The sequence below is a fragment of the Rhodococcus sp. R1101 genome, from assembly GCF_000278445.1.
GTDB classification, from domain to species: domain Bacteria; phylum Actinomycetota; class Actinomycetes; order Mycobacteriales; family Mycobacteriaceae; genus Rhodococcus; species Rhodococcus gordoniae.
Window position 1 is genome coordinate 1 of record NZ_AJVB01000008.1, and the last position, 26,407, is coordinate 26,407.

The window sequence follows — 26,407 nt, forward strand, 5'->3', positions numbered from 1 at the left end:
GTCAACAACGCGTCGGTCCTCGGCTGGCGGGCGCAGCACTCGCAGGCGCACTACGCGGCGGCGAAGGCCGGCGTCATGGCGCTCACCAGGTGCTCCGCGATCGAGGCCGCCGAATACGGTGTGCGCATCAACGCCGTCGCCCCGTCCATCGCCCGGCATCCCTTCCTCGCGAAGGTCACCAGCGAGGAACTGCTCGACAATCTGGCCGCCGGTGAGGCGTTCGGACGGGCTGCGGAGGTCTGGGAGGTCGCGGCGACGATCGCGATGCTCGCCAGCGACTACACGACCTATCTGACCGGCGAGGTCGTGTCGATCTCCTCGCAGCGCGCGTGACCGCGTCCGTGCGCGGTTCCCGTCACGCCCGCGCTCGGGAACCGCGCACGGCAGCTTGAAAGGATGTCTCCATGACTCCATCCCGCGACGACACCAACGGCAAGTCCGGACGCCGTGCCGAACTGCTCGACATCGCCGCCGATCTGTTCGCCTCCCGCGGTGTCAGAGCGACCACCGTGCGCGACATCGCCGACGCGGCGGGAATCCTCTCCGGCAGCCTCTACCACCACTTCGACTCCAAGGAGTCCATGGTGGACGAGATCCTGCGCGCGTTCCTCGACGACCTGTTCGACCGGTACCGCAAGATCGTCGCGTCCGGTCTTTCTTCCCGCGACACCCTCGCGGCACTCGTGACGACCTCCTACGACGCGATCGACAAGTCGCATCCCGCAGTGGCCATCTATCAGGGCGAGGCCAAGCATCTCGAAGGGGAGCGTTTCGCGTACATCGCCGAACTCCACATCGAGTTCCGAGAGCTGTGGGTGGGGGTGATCGAACGCGGTGTCGCAGACGGCTCGTTCCGGCCGGACGTCGACGTCGAACTCGTCTTCCGGTTCCTGCGCGACACCGTCTGGGTCGCGGTCCGCTGGTACCGGCCGGGGGGGCCGCTCAGTATCGAACAGGTTGCCCAGCAGTATCTCTCCATCGTTCTCGACGGACTGTCGAACCAGAATTCCAGTTAAGGAGCAGCAATGACCGAGGTCTACATCGTCGACGCGGTACGCACCCCGATCGGCAAGAAGAACGGCGGTCTGTCCGGCGTGCATCCGGCCGATCTCGGCGCGCACGTCATCAAGGCCGTCGTCGAGCGCACGGGTATCGACCCGGCCGACGTCGACGACGTGGTCTTCGGCTGCGTCGACGCCATCGGTGGGCAGGCCGGCAATATCGCCCGCACCTCGTGGCTCGCCGCCGGTTACCCGCAGCACGTGCCGGGCGTGACCGTCGACCGTCAGTGCGGGTCGAGCCAGCAGGCACTGCACTTCGGAGCCCAGGCGATCCTCAGCAACACCGCCGACCTCATCATCGCCGGCGGCGTGCAGAACATGTCGCAGATCCCGATCTCCGCGGCCATGATCGTCGGCCAGCAGTACGGCTTCGACACCCCCTTCGGCGGGTCGACCGGCTGGACCGAGCGTTACGGGAGCGACGAGGTCTCCCAGTTCAAGGGCGCCGAGATGATCGCCGAGAAGTGGGACCTCAGCCGTGAGGAACTCGAGAAGTGGGCGTTGCAGAGCCACGAGCGCGCCAAGGCGGCCATCGCCGAGGGTCGCTTCGAGAACGAGATCGTGCCGCTCGGCGACGCCGCCGTCGACGAAGGACCGCGCGAGACCAGCCTCGAGAAGATGGCCTCGCTGCAGACCCTCGTCGAAGGGGGCCGTCTGACCGCGGCGGTCGCGAGCCAGATCTCCGACGGTGCGTCCGCAGTGCTGCTCGCCTCGGACGAGGCCGTGAAGAAGTACGGCCTGAAGCCGCGCGCCCGCATCCACCACCTCAGCGCCCGCGGCGACGACCCGATCTTCATGCTCACCGCTCCGATCCCGGCGACGCAGTACGCGCTCGAGAAGACGGGTCTGACGATCGACGACATCGATCTGATCGAGATCAACGAGGCCTTCGCGCCCGTCGTCCTGGCGTGGATCAAGGAGATCGGCGCCGACCCGTCGAAGGTCAACGTCAACGGTGGTGCGATCGCCCTCGGCCACCCGCTCGGCGCGACCGGCACCAAGCTCATGGGGACGCTGCTCAACGAACTCGAGCGCACCGGTGGCCGCTACGGCCTGCTCACCATCTGCGAGGGCGGCGGCACCGCCAATGTGACCATCATCGAACGCGTCTGATCTGCTCCTTCACCTCCGCGCGCCCGTTCGTCATCCGCTACAGCGATTGCTGTAGCGGGTGGACAGCGGGCGCGCGGATGTATGGTCCGGTACTCGGGTGGCGTCTACCCTCGAAGCATGTGCCGGAACATCACGGAGCTGCGCGGGCTCGAGCCGGCTGCGACCGCCGAGGAGATCGAAGCGGCCGCACGGCAGTACGTCCGTAAGGTCAGCGGAATCACCACACTCTCCGATGCCACGCGTGAACCCTTCGAACAGGCCGTCGCCGAGGTCACCGCGACGACCACTCGGCTGCTCGGGGCGCTTCCCGCGCGGCGGCAACCGCCGCCGACGGTTCCGCCGCTTCGGCGACCCGAGGTACGCGCGAGGATCGCCGCACGCGGCTGACCCGCGACCGGGTCGTCGAGTCGTGGTACAGCGGGTCGCACCGGTCCGGGACGGTACGGAACTCGAACGTCCGGCCCGCTCGGCGGTGATCGACTCGCATACCCGCGACCAGCGCATGTGCTGCGCTCGGAGACGGTGTATCGAGACATGCAAGTCCCGTCGGCGAACCGGCCGGGTCGGGTAGCGTCACGTTGGTCAGCAGCGTGCACGTTGTCGAGGACCGTCACGGGCGGTATACGGAGTCGCGACGGTCCTGGTGAGGAGCCGATATGGCCGTCGATCCCGCGTCGAGAACGAGCGAAGTCGAGTATCTCCGGACCGATCCCGATCTTCCACCGGTCGGTGTCGTCGACCGGACACCGATCTCGCCCACCGCGCGCATCGTCTTCCTCGTGCTCGCGATTCTCGGTGCGGTCGCGTGGTCGATCATCGCGCTGGTGCGCGGTGAGGAGATCAACGCGGTCTGGTTCGTCATCGCCGCCGTGTGCACCTATCTCGTCGCCTACCGCTTCTACGCGAAGTTCATCGAACGCAGGATCGTGCAGCCACGCGACGATCGTGCGACACCCGCAGAAGAACTGGAGAACGGCAAGGACTACATGCCGACGGACCGTCGGGTGTTGTTCGGCCACCACTTCGCCGCCATCGCCGGCGCCGGCCCGCTCGTCGGCCCGGTTCTCGCCGCCCAGATGGGCTATCTGCCCGGCACGATCTGGATCATCGTCGGTGTCGTCTTCGCCGGTGCGGTCCAGGACTTCCTCGTCCTGTGGATCTCGTCGCGCCGCCGCGGCCGCAGCCTCGGTCAGATGGCCCGCGAGGAACTCGGACCGATCGGTGGCGTCGCGGCCCTGATCGCGGTCTTCGTCATCATGATCATCCTCATCGCGGTGCTCGCACTGGTGGTCGTGAATGCGCTCGCCGACAGCCCGTGGGGACTGTTCTCCATCGCGATGACCATCCCCATCGCGTTGTTCATGGGGGTCTATCTCCGGTACCTGCGACCCGGCAAGGTCGCGGAAGTGTCGCTGATCGGCGTCGTCCTGTTGCTCGTCGCGATCATCGCGGGCGGCTGGGTCGCCGAGACCGACTGGGGGACGAACTGGTTCACCCTGTCCCCGGTGACGATCTCGTGGTTGATGATCGCCTACGGATTCGCGGCGTCGGTGTTGCCGGTCTGGCTGCTGCTCGCCCCGCGCGACTACCTCTCGACCTTCATGAAGGTGGGCACGATCGTCCTGCTCGCGATCGGGATCCTCGTCGCACGACCGAACCTGGAGATGCCCGACATCACGTCGTTCGCGATCGACGGTGATGGTCCGGCGTTCGCGGGATCGTTGTTCCCGTTCCTGTTCATCACCATCGCCTGCGGTGCACTCTCGGGTTTCCACGCCCTGATCTCGTCGGGCACCACACCGAAGCTGATCGAGAAGGAGAAGCAGATCCGGCTCATCGGCTACGGCGGCATGCTCACCGAGTCGTTCGTCGCGATCATGGCACTGGTCACCGCCTGCATCATCGACCAGCACCTGTACTTCACGCTCAACGCCCCTGCGGCCCTGACCGGCGGCACCCCCGAAACCGCAGCGGCCTACGTCAACGGTCTCGGGCTGGGTGCGCTCGACATCACGCCCGAACAGATCTCCGCCGCTGCCGAATCGGTCGGTGAGGAATCGATCATCTCCCGCACCGGCGGCGCACCCACCCTCGCCTTCGGCATGTCGCAGGTGCTCAGCGACCTGTTCGGAGGCGACAGCCTCAAATCGTTCTGGTACCACTTCGCGATCATGTTCGAGGCGCTGTTCATCCTCACCACCGTCGACGCGGGAACGCGTGTCGCACGGTTCATGCTGTCGGATTCGCTCGGCAACTTCGGCGGTCCCGCCCGCCGCTTCAAGGATCCGTCCTGGCGCCCCGGTGCGTGGCTGTGCTCCGCAGTGGTCGTCGGCCTGTGGGGTGCGATCCTGCTGATGGGCGTCACCGACCCCCTGGGCGGCATCAACACTCTGTTCCCGCTGTTCGGCATCGCCAACCAGTTGCTCGCCGCCATCGCCCTGACGGTCGTGCTCACCATCGTCGTGAAGAAGGGTCTGGTGAAGTGGGCGTGGATCCCCGGTGTGCCGTTGGTGTGGGATCTGATCGTGACCATGACGGCGTCGTGGCAGAAGATCTTCTCCGGCGACCGCGCGGTCGGGTACTGGGCGCAGCACCGGGCCTTCGTCGACGCGAAGAACTCCGGCGCAACCACCTTCGGTTCGGCGAAGACGGCCGACGAGATCGACGCCGTCATCCGCAACACGTTCATCCAGGGCACCCTGTCGATCGTGTTCGCGGGTCTCGTACTGATCGTCGTCACAGCCGGTGTGGTGGTGTGCATCAGATCGGTCCGGGCCGGAGGTATGCCCACCACCGAGACACCCGACGTGCCGTCGAAGATATTCGCGCCCGCGGGTTTCGTGCCGACCCCGGCCGAGCGGGAACTGCAGAAGGAGTGGGACGAGCTGATCGCATCGGGCAGGGTCCGCGCCCCGGGCGCCGCACACACCCACGCCTCGCGGCATCGCGACGGGGACGGAGGTGGGTCGTGATCACGGCACTGCGTCGCGCGTGGTGGTGGGTCGGGGCGGTCATGGGCGACCACGACTACGCGAGGTACGTCGAACTGCACCGCCGCCTGTATCCCGATCGGCCGCCGCCGAGCGAACGCGACTACTGGCGTGAGCGGCATGCCGCAGCGGATGCGAACCCGGCAAGTCGATGCTGTTGAGCGGGGGAGGACGGATATGACGCCGTACGAATCGATCGGCGTCGAGACGCGCGATCGGGTGACGACTGTGATCATGGCCCGTCCCGAGCGCCGGAACGCGGTCGACGGTCCGATGGCCGCCGAGCTGGCCCACGCGTTCAGGGCATTCGACGCAGACGCTGCCGCCGATGTGGCGGTCCTCTACGGGGACGGCGGAAACTTCTGTGCAGGAGCGGATCTCGAAGCGATCGGTACCGACCGGCAGAACGTTCTCGGCGCGGACGGCGACGGTCCGATGGGACCGACGCGTCTGGTGCTCTCCAAGCCGGTGATCGCGGCGGTGGAAGGCTACGCGGTTGCCGGTGGACTCGAACTGGCGATCTGGTGCGATCTGCGCGTCGTCTCCTCCGACGCGGTGTTCGGTGTCTTCTGCCGCAGGTGGGGAGTGCCGTTGATCGACGGTGGCACCGTTCGGCTGCCCCGCCTGATCGGCACGAGCCGGGCCATGGACATGATCCTGACGGGTCGACCCGTCGGAGCGGCGGAAGCGCGCGAATTCGGTCTGGCCAACCGTGTGGTCGAACCCGGAACCACACGCGACGCCGGCGAACACCTGGCGCGGGAGATCGCCGGATTCCCGCAGACCTGCATGCGCAACGACCGTCGGTCGGTCCACGAACAGTTCGGCCGCTCCGAATCCGAGGCGCTCGGATTCGAATTCGCCCTCGGCCTGGAGTCCGTCGGAAGCGACACGGTCGCTGGGGCCGCGCGGTTCGCCTCCGGCGAGGGCCGCCACGGTTCGTTCTCCTGATCCGGTCCTGGCCACGGATCAGGTGATCAGGCCCCGTTCGCGTGCGGCCACCACCGCGGCGGTGCGGTTGTCCACATCCAGTTTGGTGAAGGCATGCACCAGATGAGATTTCACGGTCGCCTCGCTGACGAAGAGCTGTTTCGCGATTGCGCGGTTCGACAACCCCTCGGCCACGAGCGAGAGCACCTCGATCTCGCGGGCGCTGAGGTCGGCGCGGGGCTGCTGCATGCGGCGGTAGAGGCGCCGGGCCACGTCCGGATCCAGGACCGTCTCCCCACGGGCCGCCGCGAACACCGATTCGATCAGCACTTTCGGGTCGGTGTCCTTGAGGAGATAACCTGCCGCACCGGCCTCCACCGCACGCAGAATATCCGCGTCGGTGTCGTAGGTGGTGAGCACGACGACCCTCGGCGGATCGGCCGCCGCCACGATCCGGGCGGTCGCCTGCGCCCCGTCGATCCCCGATCCCAGACGCAGATCCATCAACACCACATCCGGTTTCGCGGTAGCCGCCGACGCCACGGCCTCCTCACCCGACGATGCCTCCGCCACCACCACGACGTCGTCGTGCGACGCCAGCAACGCGCGCAGTCCCGCCCGCACCACCGGGTGATCGTCGACGAGCAGTACACGCACCGCGCTCATGCGACCCGCCCGACCGGAAGGGTTGCGGCAACCGCGGTTCCGTCTCCGGGCGCCGATTCCACGACGAGTGTGCCGCCCAGTTCGGCCAGTCGTTCCCGCATCGACCGCAAGCCGAATCCACCATCCTGACGTTGATCGAATCCGATACCGTCGTCGACGATATCGAGCCGCACTTCGTCGGTGGCGTAGCTCAATGTCACCCGCACCCGACGGGCCCGCGAATGAAGCCGCACGTTCGCGAGGGCGCTCTGGGCGACACGCAGCAAGGCGACGTCGAAATCCATCACCAGCGAGACCGGCTCGCCGTCGGTGAGCAGTTCACCGCTGATCCCGGTCTGCTGCTCGAGTTGCTCGAGCAGGCGCCGCAGTGCGGATTCGAGCGGCGCGGATTCGAGCGCAACCGGTGCGAGCGCGTCGACCACTCGGCGGGCCTCGGCCAGATTCTGCTGCGCGGTGTCCGCTATCTGCACGAAGATCGCGGCGGGGTCGCCGGACGCGCGTTGCCCGGCACGAGAGAGCAGCAGGATGGACGAAAATCCCTGCGCCAGTGTGTCGTGGATGTCGCGCGCGAGCCGGGAACGTTCGGTCAGTGCTCCCGCCTCTCGTTGCAGCGCCACCAATTCGTCCTGCGCGCCGAGCAGTTCACGGTGCGCCTCGGTGAGCTCGTCCACCAACTGTTGTCGCTGCGCGGACTGCCGCACCAGCTGCTGATAGACGACGGCCATGCCGGCGGCAGCTGCCGCTCCGAACACCGGACCGAGAATCGAGGCAACCGTGTTCGTGGTGCCGTGCCACAGGGTCGCCGCGATCGCCGCCGCGGTCAGTACGCTCGTCACCGTCAACGCGACCGGAGTGGAGAACAAGGGGAAGCACAAGAAGAACAACGCGAACGCCAGCCAGACGAAGTTGACCTCCGCCACCACGAGTGCCAGCCATCCCAGTGCAAGCGCCGCGAACCAGATCTGTCCCCATCGGCGCTGTACCGGCTCCCCGTTCTCGAAGCCCTTACGTCGCGCGAACAGGATTCCGAAGACGTACCATCCCGCCACCACGACAGCGAGCGCGATGATCGGAACGGGATGAGCACTGTCGGCAACCGTGCGCACGACACCCACCGCGAGAAGCAGGAAGAACAGGAGATGGGCGCCGAGCTGCATGGCGCGCAGCACCGGCAGGGCCCCGCCCGCGTGGGACACATCGGAACTCCGCATCTCGCCACTCTAGTACCGCAGTCCGCCACCTTGTTGTACCGATCCTGGATCTCTGCTCCGGGATGCACTCGGTCGGAGCGCGATCATGCTCGTCACTCGGATCCGGACCGGGAAACCTGACTGCCATCGGGCTGGGAGCGAGTGCGTCACAGTTCGTTCCGTGCCCACTGGCGATCTCCATCACTGCCGTCCCGTTCTCGCTGTCGTTGTGGCAGGCCTGATCGGTGCGGCAGCTCCGGTCCCTTCCGAACACAGTTCCCGGAAACAGTGGGGAACTGCTGTGACGCGGTCTCGGGAATCCTCCTGACCGGGCCATGGGCCGGGCTTCGGCGGAGTAGGGTCGATTCCCGGACCGCGGGAGGCATCGTGAACGACCCAGCACCTGTTTCCGGTGAGGCGTGGCCGAGCCTGCGCACGGCGGAATGGACCGACACCCGGGACACGCTTCACATGTGGTTGCAGATCGTCGGCAAGATCCGCATGGCCCATGCACCGATGGTCAACCACTGGTGGCAGACGACGCTGTACGTCACGCCACGAGGGCTGGGCACTTCGTCGATTCCGTACGAGCACTCCGTCTTCGACATGGAGTTCGATTTCTTCGAACACCGCCTGCACATCCGGGCGAGCGACGGCCGCAGTCGTTCCGTCCCTCTGGTCGCGCAACCGGTCGCGGACTTCTACAGCCGCACTCTCACGGCTCTGGACGAGCTGGGTATCGCGACCCGGATCCAGGCCACGCCCAACGAGGTGGACCCGGCGATCCCGTTCACCCAGGACCGGGAGCACGATTCGTACGATGCCGAGGCGGCCCATCTCTTCTGGCGGCAACTCGTGCAGGCGCATCGTGTCCTGCTCCGGTTCCGGGCAGAATTCCTCGGCAAGGTCAGTCCGGTGCACTTCTTCTGGGGTGCGATGGACCTCGCATGCACCCGATTCTCCGGGCGCCCTGCTCCGCCCCATCCGGGGGGAATCCCGAACTGTCCCGACTCAGTGATGAGGGAGGCCTACTCCCACGAGCTCAGCAGCTGTGGCTTCTGGCCCGGCGGTGGGGACGAAGGCGCGTTCTATTCGTACGTCTACCCTGCACTCGAGGGCTTCGCCCAGTACCCGGTGCGCCCCGACGCCGCTCACTACGCTGCCGAACTGGGGGAGTTCGTGCTGCCCTACGAGGCGGTGCGGACTGCGGCCGACCCCGACGCGGAACTGTTGCAGTTCCTGCGCAGCACCTACGACGCGGCCGCCGAGCTCGGCGGCTGGGATCGTGGCAACCTGAGCGCGCTCGCCGCCGAGTAGCGATCGCTGGAAACGAACGAGACCGGCGTCGTTGTCGATTTCTCGCGGATACTCGACGACGACGCCGGTCTCGACGTGCTCGGGATCGGAATCAGGCGACGGGACGTCCCTGATCGCGCAGGCCGGCAAGGGCGTCGATGCGCTCGACGGCCTCGGCGACGATGCGGTCGATCAGTTCCTGGCAGCTCGGCAGGTCGTCGAGCATGCCCACGACCTGACCGGAAGCCAGCACACCGGCTTCGGTGTTGCCTTCCACCAGGCCGGCCTTGAGGAGCATCGGGGTGTTCGCGGCCATGATGATCTGCTGCCAGGTGCGGTCGCTCGCCTTCTTCATGGCGAGGCCGTCCTTGACGAGGGTCGACCACTTCATACCCGTCATGGCCTTGAACTTCGTCGCGTTCCGTGCGGCTGCGACCAGTCCCTTGGCGTAGCTCGACTTCTCGAGGCTGTTCACCAGTTCGGTGTTGAGCACGCGGTGCGGCATGCCGTCGACCTTGAGCGAGACGGTGGTGTCCTGCAGACCACGCGCGAGGTACTGCTGCTTCACCGAATCGGGCACCGCGCTGTCGCTCGTGAGCAGGAAGCGCGTGCCCATCGCGACGCCCGCGGCACCGTACGACAGCGCAGCTGCGAGTCCCCGACCGTCGAAGAAACCACCGGCGGCGATCACCGGGATGTCGACGGCGTCGAGCACGCTCGGCAGCAGCAGCGTCGTCGCGACCGGTCCGGTGTGACCACCACCCTCGCCGCCCTGCACGATCACAGCATCCGCACCCCAGGAGGCGACCTTCACGGCGTGCTTCGCCGCACCGATCGACGGCACCACGACGATGCCGTGGTCCTTGAGCTTGGCGATCAGCTCCTTCTTCGGGGCGAGCGCGAACGACGCGACCTTGACCTTCTCGCGGATCAGCAGGTCGATGCGCTCGCCGGCGTCCGAAGCGTCGGCGCGCATGTTGACGCCGAACGGCTTGTCGGTGAGCGACTTGGTCTTCGCGACCGCCGCTTCGAGTTCGGGATAGGTCATCGTCGCCGACGCGAGGATGCCGAGACCACCGGCGTTCGAGGTCGCGGCGGTCAGGCGCGGGCCGGACACCCAGCCCATGCCCGTCTGGACGATGGGATGCTCGATGCCCACGAGCTCCGTCAGTGCTGTGCGCAGGGTGCTCACAGCGCGACCTCACGATCGCGGAATCCCTTGGGGTCGATCACCTCTCGGATGATGCGCAGTTCCTCGGCGGTGGGTTCGCGGGTCACACCGGCCTCGTCGAGACCGGCGACCTCGAAAGAGGTGTTCTCGGCGACGGTCGCGGCCTCGACACCCGGGTGCAGGGTCAATGCCCGGAAGGTGTGGCCGGGGCCACCGAAGTCGAAGACACCGAGGTTGGTGACGACCCGCGGGATGTTCAGGAAGCGGAACGCCGGGTTCTCGGGATCGACCTTGTCGTATCCGACGCCGGACACGATGTCGACGGTATCGACGAACACGCGCGAGGAGTGCTTGCCGACCCAGTAGCTGGTCGCGTGGTTGATGGTGTTGCCGGGAGCACCACGCACACCGAACATCTGACGCGTCGGCTGCTGGAGCGGGCCGAAGGCCGACAGGTTCTGGTTGCCGTAGCGGTCGATCTGGTTGGCGCCCATCACCACGTGACGGCGACCCGACGCGACGACGTCGAACACCTTGCGGAACGGCATCCATCCTTCGACCGGTGCCTTCGCTCCGAGAGCCGGGACGTCGGCGAGGATGAGTGCTTCACCGTCGGTGATGAGCAGGTCGGGCTCGGTGGTGAGCTTGGCCAGCCGCGCCCCGATCTGGGGCAGCGTCGCCATCGGGCTCGCCATGATCTCGCCGGCACCGGAGAAGATGTCGGCGCAGGCGATCGCGCAGTACTCGGCGCGGGTCACGGTCTCGGTGGTGGTCATGACTGCTCCTGTGCGAACTTCTGAACTGCGGCCTGATAGTCGTCCTCGCTGCCCGAAAGGAAGCGGTCGACGAATGCCTTCCACGACTCGGGGTCCTTGGCGGACTCGGCGTAGTGGCGCTGGAACTTCTCGTCGCGACCGTAGCTGTCGCCGGCGAGGGTGAAGTGCGCCCCGTTCGGCGCCTCGACGATCCCGTCGACCATCATGCGGTTGAGCAGGAGCTGCTGCAGCGGAACCTCTTTCACGAGCTGCTCGGTCTCGACGATCTTCTCGACGGAGACGTAGCGACGTTCTGCGGCCATGCAGTAGAGGTCGTCGAAGTAGGGGTCCACGCCCTGGTAACCGGCGTTGCCGTGCTTGTCGCCGATGTTGAGGTGCACGAACGACGCGTCGAGGTTCAGCGCCGGCATGGCGATGAGGGTCTCGGTGCCGTCCGGTCCGGGATACGGCGAGGTGACGGTCTTCAGTTCGCCCTCCCAGAAGTCGACCACGGCCGAACCCAGGCCCGCGCGGAGGGGCAGGAACGGCAGGCGCGCGGCGGCGGCTTCCAGGCCGCACTTGACCATGCCCTCGTCCATCTCACGGGCGATGATCTCGCCGCCCGTGCGGGCCTTGGAGAACCACGGGTCGTAGAACGGTGCCGAGTCGAGCGACACGAATCCGTAGTACGCCTTCTTCACCTTGCCCGCCGAACACAGCAGACCCAGATCGGGACCGCCGTAGGTGACGACGGTCAGATCCTTCACGTCCGAACGGAGGATGGCCCGGACGAGGGCCATGGGCTTGCGGCGCGATCCCCAGCCGCCGAGGCCGATGGTCATTCCGCTGCGCAGCTCGCCGACCACGTCGTCGAGCGACATTCTCTTGTCACGCATGGTTTTCCGAACTCCTGGTGGTATGGGCGTCAGCTGTTGCTGCGCGGCTTTCCGGTTGCGACGAACTCGTCGCGGTGCTCGTCGGCGACGCCGGCGAGATTCAGCTCGAAGGTGAAACCCTGCTCGAGGCGGTAGCTCGTCTTGACGTCGACGGGGTCGATGCGGTTGATGGCTTCCTTCGCGCGGCGGATGACGCGGGTGTCCTTCGCGGCGATCATCTCGGCGACCTCGCGTGCGGCAGCGTCGAGTTCGCTGCGCGGCACGACCTTGTACACCGAGCCGAAGTGCTCGAGTTGCTGCGCGGTCACGTTCTGTGCCGTGTAGTACAGGGTTCGCATCATGTGCTGGGGGACGAGGCGCGCGAGATGCGTCGCGGCTCCGAGCGCACCACGGTCGACTTCGGGCAGACCGAAGATCGCATCGTCGGAGGCGACGATGACGTCCGCGTTGCCGACGAGGCCGATGCCGCCTCCGACGCAGAATCCGTTGACGGCGACGATCACCGGTACTTCGCAGTCGTAGACGGCGGCGAATGCGGCAGCACATCCGTGGTTGGCGGCGATCAGGGCGTCGAACCCTTCGGTGGCCTGCATTTCCTTGATGTCCACACCTGCGTTGAAGCCCCTGCCCTCGGCACGGAGGATCACCACATGGGTGTCGAGACTGCGCCCGGCCGTGGTGACGGCCTCGGCCAGGTCGAACCAGGCCTGTGAGGGGAGAGCGTTCACGGGCGGGAAGTCGACGGTGACCGTGGTGATACCGGCGCTGTCGGAGGTCGAGGTGATGCCCATGGCATGTTCCTAACGTCTGTACCGAACCAAGCGATTGCTTGGTAAGTTAGCACAGGATAGCCGCTTGACCCAGAGGGTCGTAAGGTCGCAGTACGACCGGAACACCGAGGAGAGAAGATGCCCGAAGCAGTAATCGTGTCCGCAGTACGGTCGCCGATCGGACGAGCACGCAAGGGCTCGCTTGCGTCGATCCGCCCGGACGACCTGGCGACGCAGATGGTCGCGGCGGCGCTGGCGAAGGTTCCCGACCTCGACCCCGCCGAGATCGACGACCTCATGCTCGGCTGCGGTCAGCCCGCCGGTCAGTCCGGCTTCAACATCGCCCGCGTCGTCGCCGTCCAGCTCGGCTACGACTTCCTGCCCGGTGTCACGGTCAACCGCTACTGCTCGTCGTCACTGCAGACCACCCGCATGGCGCTGCACGCCATCAAGGCCGGCGAGGGCGAGGTGTTCGTCTCGGCCGGCGTCGAGTCGGTGTCGAGTTTCGTCACCGGCAACGCCGACGGTCTGCCGAACACGAAGAACCCGCTGTTCGACGATGCACAGGCCCGCAGCGCGACGCTCGCCGAAGGCGGCGTGAAGTGGACCGACCCGCGCAGTGAGGGACTTCTGCCGGATGTCTACCTCGGCATGGGGCAGACCGCGGAGAACGTCGCGTCGTTCACCGGGATCTCCCGCGAGGACCAGGACCGCTGGGGCGTGCGCTCGCACAACCGTGCCGAGGAAGCGATCGCGAGCGGCTTCTTCGAGCGGGAGATCACCCCGGTGACCCTCGCCGACGGCACGGTCGTGTCCACCGACGACGGCCCGCGTCCGGGCACCACCTACGAGGCGGTCAGCCAGCTCAAGCCGGTCTTCCGTCCGGACGGCACCGTGACCGCCGGCAACGCGTGCCCGCTCAACGACGGTGCGGCCGCCCTGGTGATCATGTCCGACGTCAAGGCGAAGGAACTCGGGCTGACCCCGCTCGCCCGGATCGTCTCCACGGGTGTCTCGGGCCTGTCGCCGGAGATCATGGGCCTCGGGCCGATCGACGCCACCCGCAAGGCCCTCGCGAATGCGAACATGGGCATCGGCGACATCGACCTGTTCGAGATCAACGAGGCCTTCGCCGTGCAGGTGCTCGGCTCGGCACGTGAGCTGGGTATCGACGAGGACAAGCTCAACGTCGCCGGTGGGGCGATCGCACTGGGTCACCCCTTCGGTATGACCGGTGCCCGCATCACCACGACGCTCATCAACAATCTGCGCACTCACGACAAGCAGTTCGGTGTCGAGACGATGTGCGTCGGCGGCGGCCAGGGCATGGCGATGGTGCTCGAGCGCCTGAGCTGACGGAATGCCTCGCGGGTGGGCCGGGTCCGGTCTCGGCCCACCCGCAGCGGCAGTCAGGATTCGTAGGGGGTCACCAGGGTCCGTGGGTGTCCCGCCAGCGCTTGCGGATGATCTTTCCGGTGGCGTTGCGCGGCAGCAGACTGCGGGTCAGTGTCCACTGCGTCGGGACCTTGAAGTAGGCGAGATGCTCGGAAGCGAAGGTCGTCAGTTCCTCGGAGGTGACCGAGGAGCCCTCGACGAGCGCGACCACCGCGGCGACCTCCTGCCCCCATTCGGGGTGGGGCACGCCGGTCACCAGGCACTCGCGGACGGCCGGGTGCTGGGCCAGCACGCGTTCGACCTCCGAGGGATAGACGTTCTCGCCGTTCTGATGGATCAGATCCGCCCGCCGGCCCACCAGGCGCAACCGGCCGTCCTCCACGAAACCGAAATCCCCTGTGCGCAACCAGCGGTCGGGGGTGATGGCCTCCGCCGTCGCTGCTTCGTCGTCCCAGTAGCCCAACATCACGAAGGGGCTGCGGACGCACACCTCACCCACATGCCCGTCGGGCAGCCACGCGCCCGTCTGATCCCGGATCTCGAGGCTCACGGTGATGATCGGTGCGCCCACCGTGCCCGGATACTGCTCGAGTTCCGCGGCGGAGGCCACCGCGATCGAGGTACTGCATTCGGTGATGGTGTAGCTGTCGACCATCGCTTGCCGGCCGAACGGAAGCCGTTCGCGCAGCTGCTGTTTGAACTCGGGTGTCAGCGGCTCCGACGACAGGGTGAACCGCGTGAGGGAGGTGAGGTCGTATCCGTCGAGGTCCTCGTCCTCGAGCATTCGCGCCGCCATCGACGGCACGGCCATCCAGTGGGTGACCTGCTCGGACTCGATGAGTTCGAGGACGGGGCGTACTCCGAACCACCCCTGGTTCATCACCACGGTGCTGCCGGTGGCCAGGCGGGGCACGATCGTGTTGTGCAGGCTCGTGATGTGGAACAGCGAGGATGTCAGCAGATACCGGGCATCCGACGGCGTGGCCCGGGTGTAGGTGCCGCCGGTCCAGATCGTCGTGATCGCGTCGAGGTACCGGTGGTAGTCGACCACCGCCAGCAGATTGCGCTGGGAGTGCAGCGCACCCTTCGGATCACCACTCGTGCCGGACGTGTACAGGAGGACGGCCGGATCGTCCTCGGCGACCCGCGGGGGAGGCGGTTGCGCGCCGTCGAATTCGGCGATGAGGCGCGGCAGGTCCTCCTCGATCGACAGCACCACGGTCCGTGCGCGGTCGATGCCGGCCACGGCGGCAGCGCGGGGACCGTCGACGAAGAGCACCCGGGGCCGGGAGTGGTGGATACCGAACTCGAGTTCCGGCTGCACCCACCAGGCGTTCAGGCCCACCGAGATCGCGCCGAGAGCCTGCGTCGCCCAGAACGCGGTGATCCATTCGATCCGGTTCGCCGACAGGATCGCCACGCGGTCGCCCGTCCGCACCCCGTATCGCTCGTGCAGTGCGGCCGCGAGGGCGTAGGACATGCGCGCATTCTCGGCGAACGTGATGCGCCGATCGGACGTGACCAGGTACTCGCGGTCGCCCCAGACGAGGGACTGGGAGAGCAGATCCGCGACGGCGAGATCGCGCTTGCGCATGACGGGCATCTCGGTACCCAGGACGTCCTGTACCGCGATTTCGAACTCGCCGCCCGGACCGGTCAGTCGCGACACGAGCTGATCGACGTAATGGGAGGGATCGGAGGGGATGGTCATCGCTCGAATCCCATCTGTTCCCCTGCACGCTTCACGAACGTCCCCTCCTCCATCCAGTGCGTACCGCCAGAATCTCACGGCCGGTCACCCCGGCTTCGAATGTACCGGTGAGTGGGACCGGCGGTGACGGGCACCACCTGTCTCTTTAGCCTGTGACCTGGGCGTCTGTGGGAAGCGAGGTCCTGTCTCGGTCGGGCCGCCGCCCGGCGCCCTCTGTGAGAAAGGACTTCCATCCGCATGACCGCAACGACCGCGTCGTCGCCCGCGCAGTGGCGCGGCCACGATCTGGGCACCCGCACGATCGGTTACGACGAACGGGACGCGATCCTGTACGCGCTTGCCGTGGGGGCCGGCGCGACCGACCTCGACCTCGTGTTCGAGGACCGGTTGCGGGTACTGCCGACCTTCGCACTGACCCTCGCCCAGTGGGCGCCGGATGCGCTCGGTGCGCTCGGCGCATTCGACACGAGCACCGCGCTCCACGGCTCCCAGAGTCTCGAGGTTCGCGCGCCGTTGCCGCGATCAGGGAAGATCACGATGTCCGCGCGCGTGGGGGAGGTCTGGGACAAGGGCCGGGCGGCCGTCTTCGAGGTCGTCGTGGAGAGCGATTTCTTCGTCGCGACGTGGTCGTTGTTCGCGCCCGGAGCGGGCGGCTTCGGCGGCGAACGCGGGCCGTCGGCACCGGCGGCGCCGGAGGGTGACGCCGACCTCGTCGGCACCTTCGTGACCAGCCCGGATCAGGCTGTTCTCTATCGGCTGACCGGTGACCGGCACCACATCCACATCGATCCCGACGCCGCGGCGCGGATCGGGCAGCCCCGCCCCATCCTGCACGGACTGTGCACGCTGGCCGCCGCGACGTTGCCGCTCGCACGCATGCTCGGGGTCCACCCCGCCGACCTCACGACGTTGTTCGGCCGGTTCGCGGCCCCCGTCTTCCCCGGCGACACCGCGCAGGTGCGCGCCTGGGGTGATGCCGCGGACGCCCGGTTCGACGTCGTCACGGAGACCGGTTCCGTCCTGTCCGGCGGTCGCGCCGTATTCGCTTGATTGCCACAACCGTCTGGAGGAAAGACTTGGACACGTTCGCAGAAGTAGTGCGCGCTCGTCACGGTGACCCGAAGGTGGGGTTGCGTTTCGAGGACCGGCAGTGGACCTGGGACGAGGTGGTGCAGGAGAGCTCGGATCGTGCCGCCGCGCTCATCGCGACCGTGCCTGCTCCCGCGGATCGGCAGCGCCACATCGGGGTGCTGCTCGAGAACGTCCCCGACTTCGTCTTCTGGATCGGCGCCGGCGCGATGGCCGGGGCGGCAGTCGTGGGCATCAACGCCAGCCGTAGCGGCCCGGAGATCGCCCGGGACATCCGGCACGCGGATATCGACCTGGTGATCACCGAATCCCGGCTCGCGCACCTGCTCGAGGGCGTCGATCACGGTCTCGCCGACGACAGGATCTACGACATCGACGACGCGCGGTACGGGCAGTTCCTCGAGCCGTTCCGCGGTGCAGACCTGCCGGAGACGATCCCGTCCGCCGACGACATCGCGCTGCTGCTGTTCAGTTCCGGGTCCACCGGTGCGCCGAAGGCCGTCATCGTCGGGCAGGGACGATTGGCCCGCCTTCTCGGGCCGCTCACCGAACGTGTGCGCATGCGCGAGGATTCGGTCGCCTATCTGTGCATGCCGCTCTTCCACGGCAACGCGGTCATGCTCAACCTCGGCACGGCCATGCGGGCCGGCGCGACCGTCTGCCTCATCCGGAAGTTCTCCGCAAGCCGGTTCTCCGACGACATCCACCGCTACGGCGCCACCTTCGTCAACTACGTGGGACGGGCACTGTCGTATGTCCTGAGCCGTCCCGAAGACCCCCGCGACCGCACGAGCACCCTGGAATTGGCGTTCGGCACCGAGGCGTCCGAGGCCGACGTGGCCCGCTTCTCCGAACGTTTCGGGTGCACGGTCGTCGAAGGCTACGGCATGAGCGAGGGGGTCTTCCGCATCAACCGCACCCCGGACACCCCGGCCGGTTCGCTCGGAGTCGCCGTCGGTGACGTCGACGTCCGCATTCTCGACGAGGCCACGGGCAAGGAATGTCCCCGCGCGCGCTTCGACGAGTCGGGTCGTCTCCTCAACAGCGAGGCCGTCGGCCAGATCGTCGCCTGCGACACCGCACACACCTTCGAGGGCTACTACAAGAACCCCGAGGCGATGGCCGACCGGATCAAGGGGAACGACTTCTGGTCGGGAGACCTCGGATACCGCGACGAGAACGACTTCTTCTACTTCGCGGGCAGATCCTCCGACTGGCTCCGTGTCGACAGCGAGAACTTCTCCGCCGCCCCCGTCGAACGAATCGTTCTCCGGGTTCCGGGCATCCTGTCCGCCCCGGTCTTCGCCGTGCCCGATCCGACCACCGGGGATCAGGTCATGTGCGCCGTCGAACTCGATCCCGGCGCGGAGTTCGATCCGGCGGTGTTCGGAGCCGTCCTCGCCGAGCAGCCCGACATGGGTGACAAGTGGTGGCCGCGGTTCGTGCGCGTCACCGCACAGATCCCGCTGACGGGGAGCAACAAGGTGAACAAGGCACCGCTGCGGGCGGTGGCGTGGAACACCACCGATCCGGTCTACGTGCGTGTCGGACGGACGCCGGAGTACGTTCTGCTCGACGACGAGGCGCGAGCGCGCATCGAGCAGGAGTTCGTCGCCAACGGCCGGGCGGCCCTGTTGCCGACCGCGGAGCCCGCTACGGTCGCGTGATCGCAGGGGGCCTTCGTTCCCGGCACCGGCGGAGGTCTCGACCAGTGAGATGCCCTCATCAGGGGTGATTCCGATCACCTAGCGTGCAGGTCGTATAGCGACGGAACGCTTCATCGGACTTCGTCGCCTGAACCCCAACGCTTCCCTTCCTCCCGAAAGGACGGATGACCGTGAGCCTCGGCACTTCCGAACAATCCGAGATCCGTGAGATCGTCGCCGGGTCGACTCCCGCCCGCTTCGCCCGGGGCTGGCACTGCCTGGGTCTGTCGAAGGACTTCAAGGACGGCAAGCCCCACTCGGTCGAGGCCTTCGGCACCAAGCTCGTGGTGTGGGCCGACAGCAACGACGAGATCAAGATCCTCGACGCGTACTGCCGGCACATGGGCGGGGACCTCAGCCGGGGCACCGTCAAGGGCGACGAGATCGCGTGTCCCTTCCACGATTGGCGCTGGGGCGGCAACGGTCGCTGCAAGAACATCCCGTATGCGCGGCGAGTGCCTCCGATCGCGAAGACCCGCGCATGGCACACCCTCGACCAGGACGGCATGCTCTTCGTGTGGCACGACCCGCAAGGGAACCCGCCGCCGGCCGACGTGACCATCCCGCGCATCGAAGGTGCGACGAGCGACGAGTGGACCGACTGGGTCTGGTACACCACCGAGGTCGACACGAACTGCCGTGAGATCATCGACAACATCGTCGACATGGCGCACTTCTTCTATGTGCACTACTCCTTCCCGACGTACTTCAAGAACGTCTTCGAAGGACAGGTGGCGAGCCAGTTCATGCGCGGTCAGGCCCGGGAAGATGCCCGTCCGCATGCGGCCGGACAGCCGAAGATGCTGGGCAGCCGCTCGGATGCGAGCTATTTCGGACCGTCCTTCATGATCGACGACCTCGTCTACCAGTACGAGGGGTACGACGTCGAGTCGGTTCTGATCAACTGCCACTATCCGGTCTCCCAGGACAAGTTCGTGCTGATGTACGGCATGATCGTCAAGAAGTCCGACCGTCTCGAAGGCGAGCAGGCCTTGCAGACCGCTCAGCAGTTCGGGACCTTCATCGCCAAGGGCTTCGAGCAGGACATCGAGATCTGGCGGAACAAGACGCGCATCGACAACCCGCTCCTGTGCGAGGAGGACGGCCCCGTCTACCAGTTGCGTCGCTGGTACGAGCAGTTCTATGTGGACGTCGAGGACGTCAAGCCGGAAATGACCGACCGTTTCGAATTCGAGATGGACACCACCCGTCCGGTGGCGGCCTGGATGAAGGAGGTCGAGGAGAACATCGCTCGCAAGACCGCCCTCGACGGAGCCGGAGCCGCCGAACAGGCCGGCGCGCAGCAGTCCACCACCGCGGACTAGGAGCGGAGAACATGCAGAACCGGATGGAGCCGTTGCGGTGCGGCGAATGCGCCGCGCAGGTGCTGGTCCAGAAGAACAGCTGGGAGCACACGTCCATCCAGTGGAACGCCGACGCGCGCCGTCGTTGTCCTGTCGTTCAGGACGACGACGGTCGCGACGGCCGCCCCGGCGCGCCCCGGATGTCGTGCCCGCATCTCGATGCGGCGATCACCCGGGCGGCCACCGCGGGCGTCATCGAGGTGTTCGACGACACCCCGATCAAACCTCCCATCGTGCACTGACGTCCACGCACCGAACTCTCGTTTTCCGACTACTTCCCGTAAGGACCCGATCATGACCGAACGTCTCGACCTCGATCGCTCGCACTACGGCCCGTGGGCCGTCATCGCCGGCGGATCCGAAGGTGTCGGTGCGGCGTTCGCCGACGAACTGAGCCGCGCGGGATTCGATCTCGTGCTCATCGCCCGTAAGCCGGGGCCTCTCGAGGAGACGGCGGACAAGGCGCGCAGCAACGGCGTGCAGGTGCGCACCCTCGCGCTGGACCTCCTCGACGACGACGCGGTGGACCAGATCCGCCGGGCGACCGAGGACATCGAGGTCGGGCTGTTCATCTTCAACGCCGGCGCCAACAGCTACGGCCACGAGTTCGTCACCGGTGATATCGACGGATTCCGCGGTGTGATCGAACTCAACGTCCATCGTCAGGTCGAGTTGTCGCATCTGTTCGGTGGGCCGATGAAGGAACGCGGTCGCGGTGGCATCATGCTGCTCGGATCGCTCTCCGGGTACATGGGAGCCGAGCATCAGAGCATCTACGCGGCATCGAAGGCGTTCAGCCGCGTCTTCGCCGAGAGCCTGTGGCTCGAACTCGCGCCGCACGGTGTGCACGTGGTCGAACTCGTCCTCGGTGTGACCCGTACGCCCGCGATGGTGCGCGCGGGTCTGAACTTCGACATTCCCGGGATGCTCGTCGCCGAGCCGGAGGATGTCGCGCGCGAGGGTCTCGAACACCTCCAGGACGGTCCTGTATGGGTCGCGGGCGGCAACTACGAGGCCGCGGTCAAGCGCAGCGGGTTCCCTCGCGACAAGCTCGTCCACGGTGCCGCGGCAGCGATGCGGGCACTGCTCAACCGCTGATCGACCACATACGGATCGTCCCCGGGTGCCTCACGGCATCCGGGGACGATCTCGTTGTGGGGGACTCAGAAGTCGATGCGCACGTTCTTGCTCTTCGGCCGGGCCTGGCACGCGAGGACGTAACCGTTGGCGATGTCCTCCTCGTCGAGGATCGCGGAGGGCGGGGTGTCCACCTCCCCTTCGACGACGGTGCACGCGCACGACCCGCACTCGCCCTCACGGCACGAATACGGCACGTCCAGGCCCTTGGACAGCATGATGTCCACCAGGGTGGCGCTGCGCGGCCACACGAGCTCGTGCTCCTCGCCGTCGAGTTGCACTGTCGCAGAGGTCGCGTCGGCATCCGACTCGTCGATCTCGACGAGGGGGACGTCGGCGAACGGATCGCCGGACAGCGAGGTGAAGACCTCGGCGTGGATCCGGTCCTTGGGGACACCTGCCAGGAGCAGGCTGTTGCGGACGGTGTCCATGAACGGGCCGGGCCCGCACATGTACGCGCGGTGATCGGCGAAGGAGGAGATCAAGGTCGCGAGCTGCTGCGGGGACGGCAGGCCCTGGACGCTCTCGAGCCAGTGGACGACGGTGAGGGCGTCGGAGTGTCGTGCGGCGAGCTCACGGAGTTCTTCGGCGAAGATGACCGATTTCTCGTCACGATTGCCGTAGATCACCACCACATTGCGGTTTCCGCTGTGCAGTGCCGACTTGAGGATCGACATGACGGGGGTGATCCCGCTTCCACCGGCGAACAGTACGAGCTTCTCGGTGAGGTCGACCGGGGTGAAGACTCCTGCGGGAGGCAGCACCTCGATGCTCTGGCCGGCGGTGATGTTGTCGCACAGCCAGTTCGAGCCGTATCCGTCGACGGTGCGCTTGACCGTGACCTTGAGCGGTTCGTCGGCGTGCGGTGAGCTCGCCAGGGAGTAGCAGCGAGCCACGGAACCCGTCACGTCGCTGGGGATGCGCAAGGTCAGGAACTGGCCGGGCTTGTAGGTGAAGTCCGCGCGGCGATCCTGTGGTACGTCGAACACCAGTGAACACGCGTCTGCGGTCTCCTGGACGACTGCACTGACGGTCAGCACAGCGGAACGTGAACTGACCGGTGCCTGGACGGCTGTCATCGCAGCGGGTTCCCTTCGATACAACAATTTTCGATCGGACCACGGTAGAACGCCGCCCGATACACACGCGCGTCTCCTCCCGGTAATCGGGACACCGGGAGGAGACAGGCTGTTCGGGATCAGGCGGCGCGTGCGGTGCGGGGGATCAGCACGGTGATCCCGATCGTGACCACGGACAGGACGATGAGCATGACACCGACCATGTTGATTCCGGCGAGCGGGGTCGCCGCGAAGGCGAGCAGCATGGTGGCGATCGACGTACCGACACCCTGGCCCGCGGTGCGCAGCACGGCGTTCGTGCCGGTCGTCTCGCTCGTGTTGTGCTCGGGCACTGCCTCGACGATCAGATTGGGAATTGCCGTGTAGGCGAAGGCGGTGGCGACGGAGACCACCACGACCATCGCGGTCATGGCGACCACGGAGTGGTGTGCCGTGAGCATGACGACGGTTCCGACGACGAAGAGACCGGTACCGAGCAGCATCGACACCCGCGAACCCACTGCGGCGGAGATCCGTCCGCTCAGCGGGGTGCACACGAAGCCGAACAGGGAGCCGATGAACGACAGCCAGCCTGCGTGCGTCGCGCTGAGACCGAGGCCGAAACCGCCGGTCGACGGCGTCTGCATGATGATCGGGATGATCATGGTGATCACACCCAGCGGTCCTGCCGCGATCGCCACGGTGGCCAGCATCGTGAGGGAGAACTTGCGATCGGTGAACAGGCGCACGTTGATGATGGGGGAGGGGATCCGGAGTTCCCAGCGCACGAACAGGACCAGTGCGACGGTGCCACCGAGGATGAGGCCCAGGGTGCGCGCATCGGACCAACCCCACGCCTGGGACTTGTTGACGCCGAGCAGGATCGCGGCGACAGCACCGGCGAAGCCCACCGCTCCGAGGTAGTCGATCTTCTCGGAGGTCCCGGTGGGGCGGCGCCAGGGAAGGACGAACCAGACGAGCAGCAGCGCGAAGAGCGCATAGACGGCCGCCACGACGAAGATCATGTGCCAGCTGGCGTTGTCGATCAGCAGGCCGGCGACGAGCAGCGACGCCGAACCCGCGGCGACGGCGGAACCGGAGATCAGTGCCACCGCGACGGGAACGCGCTCGACCGGAAGGTGTTCGCGTGCCAGTCCGATGCACAGCGGCAGAATCGCACCGGCCACACCCTGGATCGCGCGACCGACGATGATGCTGGTGAGGCTGTCACCGACGGCGCTGACCGTCGAACCCACCGCCGCGACGGCGAGAAGGATCATCAGGATCCGTTCCCGGCCGTACATGTCGCCGAGCCGCCCGCACACCGCGGCGGATGCCGCGGACACGAGCAGGAAGGCCGTCACGGCCCACCCGACTGTCGATGCGTCGCTACCGAATTCGGTGATGAGCGTCGGAATCGCGGCGAACATCATGGATGTTTCGAACGCACTGATGATCTCGACGGCGATCAGGACCGACACGATCACCCACACCGGTTGCCGCCGGTCGAATCGGCCCCGACCTGTGCGGGCCACGGATTCCGAGTGGGAGAGTTCGTTGGCGTAGGACGTCACAGCACATTCCAGACTCTCGGCGACCCGATCTCGGGCCGCGGTTCCCGACCCACGAATGGGAGTGTCTCGGATCACTTTCTAGAGCAGGTGAGAGTCGCCCCGCTCGGTGATCCCGATGAGCGGGACCGCGTGCCGGAGATCAGACGAGTGCGGCCTCGTGCACCGTGCGATCGAACTCGGGCAGCTCGGCACCGGTGCGCAGGGTCGTTGCGAGCGACGGGTCGGCCAGATGCAGACGTCCGATGGCGATCAGGTCGAATTCCTCGTCGCCCAAACGTCGTTCGAGTTCGGGGACGTTGTTGCGCACGGGCGCACTGCCCTGCAGGCGGCTCTCGCGCAAGGAGGTCGCGATTCCCACGCTGCCCACCGCCATCGAGAGCGCTCCGGTGACCTTCTTCGCCCAGCCTGCGAGCGTGAGGTCGCTGCCTTCGAATGCCGGCATGTCGAAACGTCGGATGCTCGCGTCGAACACGTCGACCCCTGCTTCGGCCAAAGGCGTGAGGACGGCTTTCAGCTCGTCCGGCGTGTGGGCGATCCGCGCTTCGTAGTTCTGCTGCTTGTGCTGCGAGAACCGGTAGAAGATCGGCAGGTCGTCGCCGATGCGCGAGCGGATCGCAGCGACAACCGCGGCAGGGAAGCGGGTGCGGCGCGCGAGGTCTCCGCCCCATTCGTCGTCACGGAGATTCGTTCCCTCCCAGAGGAACGAGTCGAGCAGGTAACCGTGCCCTCCGTGCAGGGCGATGCCGTCGAAGCCGACCCGGGCCGCAGCGGCGGCGGCGTCGGCGTAGGCGGCGACGACCTGTTCGATGTCCTCGAGGGTCATGGCCCGTGTGGGGGCGGATGCTCGTTCGACGTAGCCCTTCCCGTAGGACGTGACGCCGAGCTCGCCCCAGACACCGGACGGTCGCATGGGCGTGAGAGCGGGATCGACATCGGCGGTCATCGCCCCCCAGAGGGGGCCGACATGCCAGAGCTGGGGAACGATACGTCCACCTTCGGCGTGGACGGCCTCGACGACGCGGCGCCAGCCGTCGAGAGCTGCTTCGCCGTACATGTGCGGCACCCGCGGGTTGTCGACCGCCGTCGGGTGGTCGATGGCGACACCCTCGGTGACGATCAGGGCGGTACCGCCCGCGGCCCGGCGCCGGTAGTACTCGACGACGTCCGCGCCGGGCACGCCACCCGGCGAGTAGGAGCGGGTCATCGGGGACATCACGATGCGGTTGCGGAGCTCGAGAGAGCGCACCGTCAGGGGGCGGAAGAGGGGGGACTCGGTTTCTGGCATCGCGGTCTCGGCTCTTTCGACTCGTAGGATGACGGCTGCAGGGCGGATTCGGCCCGCGCCTCGGTTGTACCCACAGTCCTGTCCGCGAGGCCGGGTATCTCCTGCTCAGTGAGACGCGCGGAGGGAGCGGCGAGGCCGTCCGACCCGCGGGGTGTCCGCTCAACGGGAATTGTGCAGCAGGTCACCATCGAGTACTCTGGAGAGCGCCCACAAGAATCAATTTCAGTTTCGTCACTGTCGTGGGTGACCAGGTTCGGAGAAAGGGTGGCGATGTCCGACTCGCAACATGCGCAGGTCTCCCAGGCATCGAAGCGCGAACTGCCCGCGTCGATGGTCGAACGTATGACCCTCATCCTCGACGCGTTCGACGACATGTCCTCCAGGCTCACCCTCGAGGAAGTCGCGTGCCGCACTCACCTGCCGCGCTCGACGGTCCACCGCATCCTCGACCAGATGGTACGGCTCGACTGGATCGACCACGCATCCTTCGGGTACTGCCTCGGTCGCCGCGCCAAGGCCATGGGTGAGGGCGACGGCGGGCACATCCGCATCCGCGAGGCGGCGGCGCCCCTGCTCCACGAACTGCACATGACGACGGGCATGGTCGCGCATCTGTCCGTGCTCGACGGCCGCGACTGCGTCTACCTCGACAAGATCGGTGGTCAGCTCGCCGCAGCACTGCCCTCCCGTGTCGGGGGACGCGCACCCGCCTATGCCACCGCCGGCGGCAAGGCACTGCTCGCAGGTCTCGAACCCGAGCAGGTCGATGCTCTCTACGTGGGTCCGCAACTGCCCCCGCGCACGGAGCGGACCATCACCGACCTGTCGACCCTGCATCTCGAACTCAACCGGATCCGCCGCCGTCACGGCCTGGCCTTCGAAACCGGCGAGGCCACCGCGGGTATGTCCTGCGTGGGCGCCGCGATCCGCAGCCCTGCGTCGCCCGTCGCCGCGATCTCCCTGTGCGGGCCCACCCGCCCCGGACACCTCGAGCGCATCGCACCGCTGGTCGCCAACGCCGTCCGGGACATCTCCCGCACGCTGTACCCCGAACTGAGCACCCCCCGCCGCAATCGTGCCGCGCGGGCGGCGGATGCGTCGTGGTCACCGCAGGTCATGGAACGCATGCTCGCGACGCAGTCCGACGGCTGGATGTAGCAGTCCGACAGCTGGATGCAACACTCATACGTCCGCACCCCCGGTCCCTGCTCGGGGCATCCCGGTGATCGGGAGCGTACGCGCGACGTGAG

The 26,407-nt window shown here is 67.0% G+C and carries 24 protein-coding genes and 1 pseudogene; 15 read left to right on the plus strand and 10 right to left on the minus strand.

The genetic code is table 11. From position 1 onward, the window contains the following. The 7 genes and pseudogenes from ipdF to R1101_RS0101640 form a co-directional block, all read left to right on the plus strand. Positions 1-333: pseudogene (ipdF, locus tag R1101_RS0101610) on the plus strand ((5R,7aS)-5-hydroxy-7a-methyl-1-oxo-2,3,5,6,7,7a-hexahydro-1H-indene-carboxyl-CoA reductase); the annotation flags it as partial. 71 nt (positions 334-404) lie between these two features. Beyond that, positions 405-1,016 (plus strand): TetR/AcrR family transcriptional regulator, encoded by a 612-nt coding sequence (locus R1101_RS0101615; protein ID WP_016931742.1) that lies wholly within the window; start codon positions 405-407, stop codon positions 1,014-1,016. Positions 1,017-1,025: 9 nt separating this feature from the next. Beyond that, on the plus strand, positions 1,026-2,174 hold the full coding sequence (locus R1101_RS0101620) for an acetyl-CoA C-acetyltransferase (RefSeq protein ID WP_016931743.1): 1,149 nt from the start codon (positions 1,026-1,028) through the stop codon (positions 2,172-2,174). Positions 2,175-2,291: 117 nt separating this feature from the next. Next, positions 2,292-2,561, plus strand: a complete 270-nt coding sequence (locus R1101_RS0101625) for a DUF2277 domain-containing protein (RefSeq protein WP_016931744.1) — start codon at positions 2,292-2,294, stop codon at positions 2,559-2,561. Between the two features lie 269 nt (positions 2,562-2,830). Further along, positions 2,831-5,146 carry a carbon starvation CstA family protein gene (locus tag R1101_RS25680; RefSeq protein WP_016931745.1) on the plus strand — a complete coding sequence of 772 codons (2,316 nt, stop codon included), beginning with the start codon at positions 2,831-2,833 and terminating at the stop codon, positions 5,144-5,146. Then, on the plus strand, positions 5,143-5,325 hold the full coding sequence (locus R1101_RS0101635; protein ID WP_016931746.1) for a CstA-like transporter-associated (seleno)protein: 183 nt from the start codon (positions 5,143-5,145) through the stop codon (positions 5,323-5,325). The genes R1101_RS25680 and R1101_RS0101635 overlap by 4 nt, the downstream gene beginning before the upstream one ends. Positions 5,326-5,341: 16 nt before the next feature. Further along, positions 5,342-6,115, plus strand: coding sequence for a crotonase/enoyl-CoA hydratase family protein (locus R1101_RS0101640; protein ID WP_016931747.1), 774 nt, complete (start codon positions 5,342-5,344; stop codon positions 6,113-6,115). Positions 6,116-6,133: 18 nt separating this feature from the next. On the opposite strand, the gene R1101_RS0101645 is transcribed toward R1101_RS0101640, so the two are convergent. Next, positions 6,134-6,760, minus strand: coding sequence for a response regulator (locus R1101_RS0101645; RefSeq protein ID WP_016931748.1), 627 nt, complete (start codon positions 6,758-6,760; stop codon positions 6,134-6,136). After that, positions 6,757-7,971: a sensor histidine kinase gene (locus tag R1101_RS0101650; RefSeq protein ID WP_051017432.1), complete on the minus strand. Its 1,215-nt coding sequence runs from the start codon at positions 7,969-7,971 to the stop codon at positions 6,757-6,759. The genes R1101_RS0101645 and R1101_RS0101650 overlap by 4 nt, the downstream gene beginning before the upstream one ends. A gap of 363 nt (positions 7,972-8,334) precedes the next feature. Between R1101_RS0101650 and R1101_RS0101655 the strand changes: the two genes are divergently transcribed. Then, positions 8,335-9,267 (plus strand): DUF5996 family protein, encoded by a 933-nt coding sequence (locus R1101_RS0101655; RefSeq protein WP_037221937.1) that lies wholly within the window; start codon positions 8,335-8,337, stop codon positions 9,265-9,267. A 91-nt stretch (positions 9,268-9,358) separates the two neighbouring features. On the opposite strand, the gene ipdC is transcribed toward R1101_RS0101655, so the two are convergent. Genes ipdC through echA20 form a run of 4 tightly spaced genes read right to left on the minus strand, consistent with a single transcriptional unit; the run spans position 9,359 to position 12,859 of the window. Further along, positions 9,359-10,438, minus strand: a complete 1,080-nt coding sequence (gene ipdC / locus R1101_RS0101660; RefSeq protein WP_016931751.1) for a (3aS,4S,5R,7aS)-5-hydroxy-7a-methyl-1-oxo-octahydro-1H-indene-4-carboxyl-CoA dehydrogenase — start codon at positions 10,436-10,438, stop codon at positions 9,359-9,361. Next, a complete protein-coding gene (gene ipdB, locus R1101_RS0101665; RefSeq protein WP_016931752.1) occupies positions 10,435-11,193 on the minus strand; it encodes a cholesterol ring-cleaving hydrolase subunit IpdB in 759 nt (252 codons plus the stop codon). Before ipdB ends, ipdC begins: the two co-directional genes overlap by 4 nt. After that, entirely contained in the window at positions 11,190-12,068 is an 879-nt protein-coding gene (locus tag R1101_RS0101670) for a CoA transferase subunit A (RefSeq protein WP_198420222.1), read from the minus strand. The genes ipdB and R1101_RS0101670 overlap by 4 nt, the downstream gene beginning before the upstream one ends. Before the next feature lie 29 nt (positions 12,069-12,097). Then, a complete protein-coding gene (gene echA20 / locus R1101_RS0101675; protein ID WP_016931754.1) occupies positions 12,098-12,859 on the minus strand; it encodes a (7aS)-7a-methyl-1,5-dioxo-2,3,5,6,7,7a-hexahydro-1H-indene-carboxyl-CoA hydrolase in 762 nt (253 codons plus the stop codon). 117 nt (positions 12,860-12,976) lie between these two features. On the opposite strand from echA20, the gene R1101_RS0101680 reads away from it, so the two are divergent. Then, the gene (locus R1101_RS0101680; RefSeq protein ID WP_026002776.1) at positions 12,977-14,194 is read left to right on the plus strand and encodes an acetyl-CoA C-acetyltransferase; all 1,218 of its coding nucleotides are present in this window, start codon (positions 12,977-12,979) and stop codon (positions 14,192-14,194) included. 70 nt (positions 14,195-14,264) lie between these two features. Here the strand turns inward: R1101_RS0101680 and R1101_RS0101685 are convergent, their stop codons facing one another. Further along, a complete protein-coding gene (locus R1101_RS0101685; protein ID WP_016931756.1) occupies positions 14,265-15,944 on the minus strand; it encodes a class I adenylate-forming enzyme family protein in 1,680 nt (559 codons plus the stop codon). A 237-nt stretch (positions 15,945-16,181) separates the two neighbouring features. Here R1101_RS0101685 and R1101_RS0101690 point away from each other — a divergent pair, with 237 nt between their 5' ends. The 5 genes from R1101_RS0101690 to R1101_RS0101710 all read left to right on the plus strand — a co-directional run bounded on the left by R1101_RS0101690 (position 16,182) and on the right by R1101_RS0101710 (position 21,201). Next, complete coding sequence (locus R1101_RS0101690; RefSeq protein ID WP_016931757.1) at positions 16,182-16,994, plus strand: MaoC/PaaZ C-terminal domain-containing protein; 813 nt, start codon at positions 16,182-16,184, stop codon at positions 16,992-16,994. 26 nt (positions 16,995-17,020) lie between these two features. Continuing rightward, the gene (locus tag R1101_RS0101695) at positions 17,021-18,700 is read left to right on the plus strand and encodes an AMP-binding protein (RefSeq protein WP_026002777.1); all 1,680 of its coding nucleotides are present in this window, start codon (positions 17,021-17,023) and stop codon (positions 18,698-18,700) included. 164 nt (positions 18,701-18,864) lie between these two features. Then, positions 18,865-20,064, plus strand: coding sequence for a Rieske 2Fe-2S domain-containing protein (locus tag R1101_RS0101700; RefSeq protein ID WP_016931759.1), 1,200 nt, complete (start codon positions 18,865-18,867; stop codon positions 20,062-20,064). 11 nt (positions 20,065-20,075) lie between these two features. Continuing rightward, on the plus strand, positions 20,076-20,345 hold the full coding sequence (locus tag R1101_RS0101705; protein WP_081494013.1) for a hypothetical protein: 270 nt from the start codon (positions 20,076-20,078) through the stop codon (positions 20,343-20,345). Positions 20,346-20,397: 52 nt separating this feature from the next. Beyond that, on the plus strand, positions 20,398-21,201 hold the full coding sequence (locus R1101_RS0101710; RefSeq protein WP_016931761.1) for an SDR family NAD(P)-dependent oxidoreductase: 804 nt from the start codon (positions 20,398-20,400) through the stop codon (positions 21,199-21,201). Positions 21,202-21,266: 65 nt separating this feature from the next. Here the strand turns inward: R1101_RS0101710 and R1101_RS0101715 are convergent, their stop codons facing one another. The 3 genes from R1101_RS0101715 to R1101_RS0101725 form a co-directional block, all read right to left on the minus strand. Beyond that, entirely contained in the window at positions 21,267-22,319 is a 1,053-nt protein-coding gene (locus tag R1101_RS0101715) for a ferredoxin--NADP reductase (protein WP_016931762.1), read from the minus strand. Positions 22,320-22,438: 119 nt separating this feature from the next. Continuing rightward, positions 22,439-23,785, minus strand: coding sequence for an MFS transporter (locus R1101_RS0101720; RefSeq protein WP_026002778.1), 1,347 nt, complete (start codon positions 23,783-23,785; stop codon positions 22,439-22,441). 226 nt (positions 23,786-24,011) lie between these two features. After that, positions 24,012-25,157, minus strand: a complete 1,146-nt coding sequence (locus tag R1101_RS0101725; protein WP_016931764.1) for an oxidoreductase — start codon at positions 25,155-25,157, stop codon at positions 24,012-24,014. A 264-nt stretch (positions 25,158-25,421) separates the two neighbouring features. Here R1101_RS0101725 and R1101_RS0101730 point away from each other — a divergent pair, with 264 nt between their 5' ends. After that, positions 25,422-26,315, plus strand: coding sequence for an IclR family transcriptional regulator (locus R1101_RS0101730; protein ID WP_442969876.1), 894 nt, complete (start codon positions 25,422-25,424; stop codon positions 26,313-26,315). Positions 26,316-26,407 lie beyond the last annotated feature (92 nt).

Bases quoted from the DNA above. Each gene is read 5' to 3' on its own strand.
- R1101_RS0101615 (WP_016931742.1), top strand. From the start codon at position 405: ATGACTCCATCCCGCGACGACACCAACGGCAAGTCCGGACGCCGTGCC.
- R1101_RS0101620 (WP_016931743.1), top strand. From the start codon at position 1,026: ATGACCGAGGTCTACATCGTCGACGCGGTACGCACCCCGATCGGCAAG.
- R1101_RS0101625 (WP_016931744.1), top strand. From the start codon at position 2,292: ATGTGCCGGAACATCACGGAGCTGCGCGGGCTCGAGCCGGCTGCGACC.
- R1101_RS25680 (WP_016931745.1), top strand. From the start codon at position 2,831: ATGGCCGTCGATCCCGCGTCGAGAACGAGCGAAGTCGAGTATCTCCGG.
- R1101_RS0101640 (WP_016931747.1), top strand. From the start codon at position 5,342: ATGACGCCGTACGAATCGATCGGCGTCGAGACGCGCGATCGGGTGACG.
- R1101_RS0101645 (WP_016931748.1), bottom strand. From the start codon at position 6,760: ATGAGCGCGGTGCGTGTACTGCTCGTCGACGATCACCCGGTGGTGCGG.
- R1101_RS0101650 (WP_051017432.1), bottom strand. From the start codon at position 7,971: ATGCGGAGTTCCGATGTGTCCCACGCGGGCGGGGCCCTGCCGGTGCTG.
- ipdB (WP_016931752.1), bottom strand. From the start codon at position 11,193: ATGACCACCACCGAGACCGTGACCCGCGCCGAGTACTGCGCGATCGCC.
- R1101_RS0101670 (WP_198420222.1), bottom strand. From the start codon at position 12,068: ATGCGTGACAAGAGAATGTCGCTCGACGACGTGGTCGGCGAGCTGCGC.
- echA20 (WP_016931754.1), bottom strand. From the start codon at position 12,859: ATGGGCATCACCTCGACCTCCGACAGCGCCGGTATCACCACGGTCACC.
- R1101_RS0101680 (WP_026002776.1), top strand. From the start codon at position 12,977: ATGCCCGAAGCAGTAATCGTGTCCGCAGTACGGTCGCCGATCGGACGA.
- R1101_RS0101685 (WP_016931756.1), bottom strand. From the start codon at position 15,944: ATGACCATCCCCTCCGATCCCTCCCATTACGTCGATCAGCTCGTGTCG.
- R1101_RS0101690 (WP_016931757.1), top strand. From the start codon at position 16,182: ATGACCGCAACGACCGCGTCGTCGCCCGCGCAGTGGCGCGGCCACGAT.
- R1101_RS0101700 (WP_016931759.1), top strand. From the start codon at position 18,865: ATGACCGTGAGCCTCGGCACTTCCGAACAATCCGAGATCCGTGAGATC.
- R1101_RS0101705 (WP_081494013.1), top strand. From the start codon at position 20,076: ATGCAGAACCGGATGGAGCCGTTGCGGTGCGGCGAATGCGCCGCGCAG.
- R1101_RS0101710 (WP_016931761.1), top strand. From the start codon at position 20,398: ATGACCGAACGTCTCGACCTCGATCGCTCGCACTACGGCCCGTGGGCC.
- R1101_RS0101715 (WP_016931762.1), bottom strand. From the start codon at position 22,319: ATGACAGCCGTCCAGGCACCGGTCAGTTCACGTTCCGCTGTGCTGACC.
- R1101_RS0101725 (WP_016931764.1), bottom strand. From the start codon at position 25,157: ATGCCAGAAACCGAGTCCCCCCTCTTCCGCCCCCTGACGGTGCGCTCT.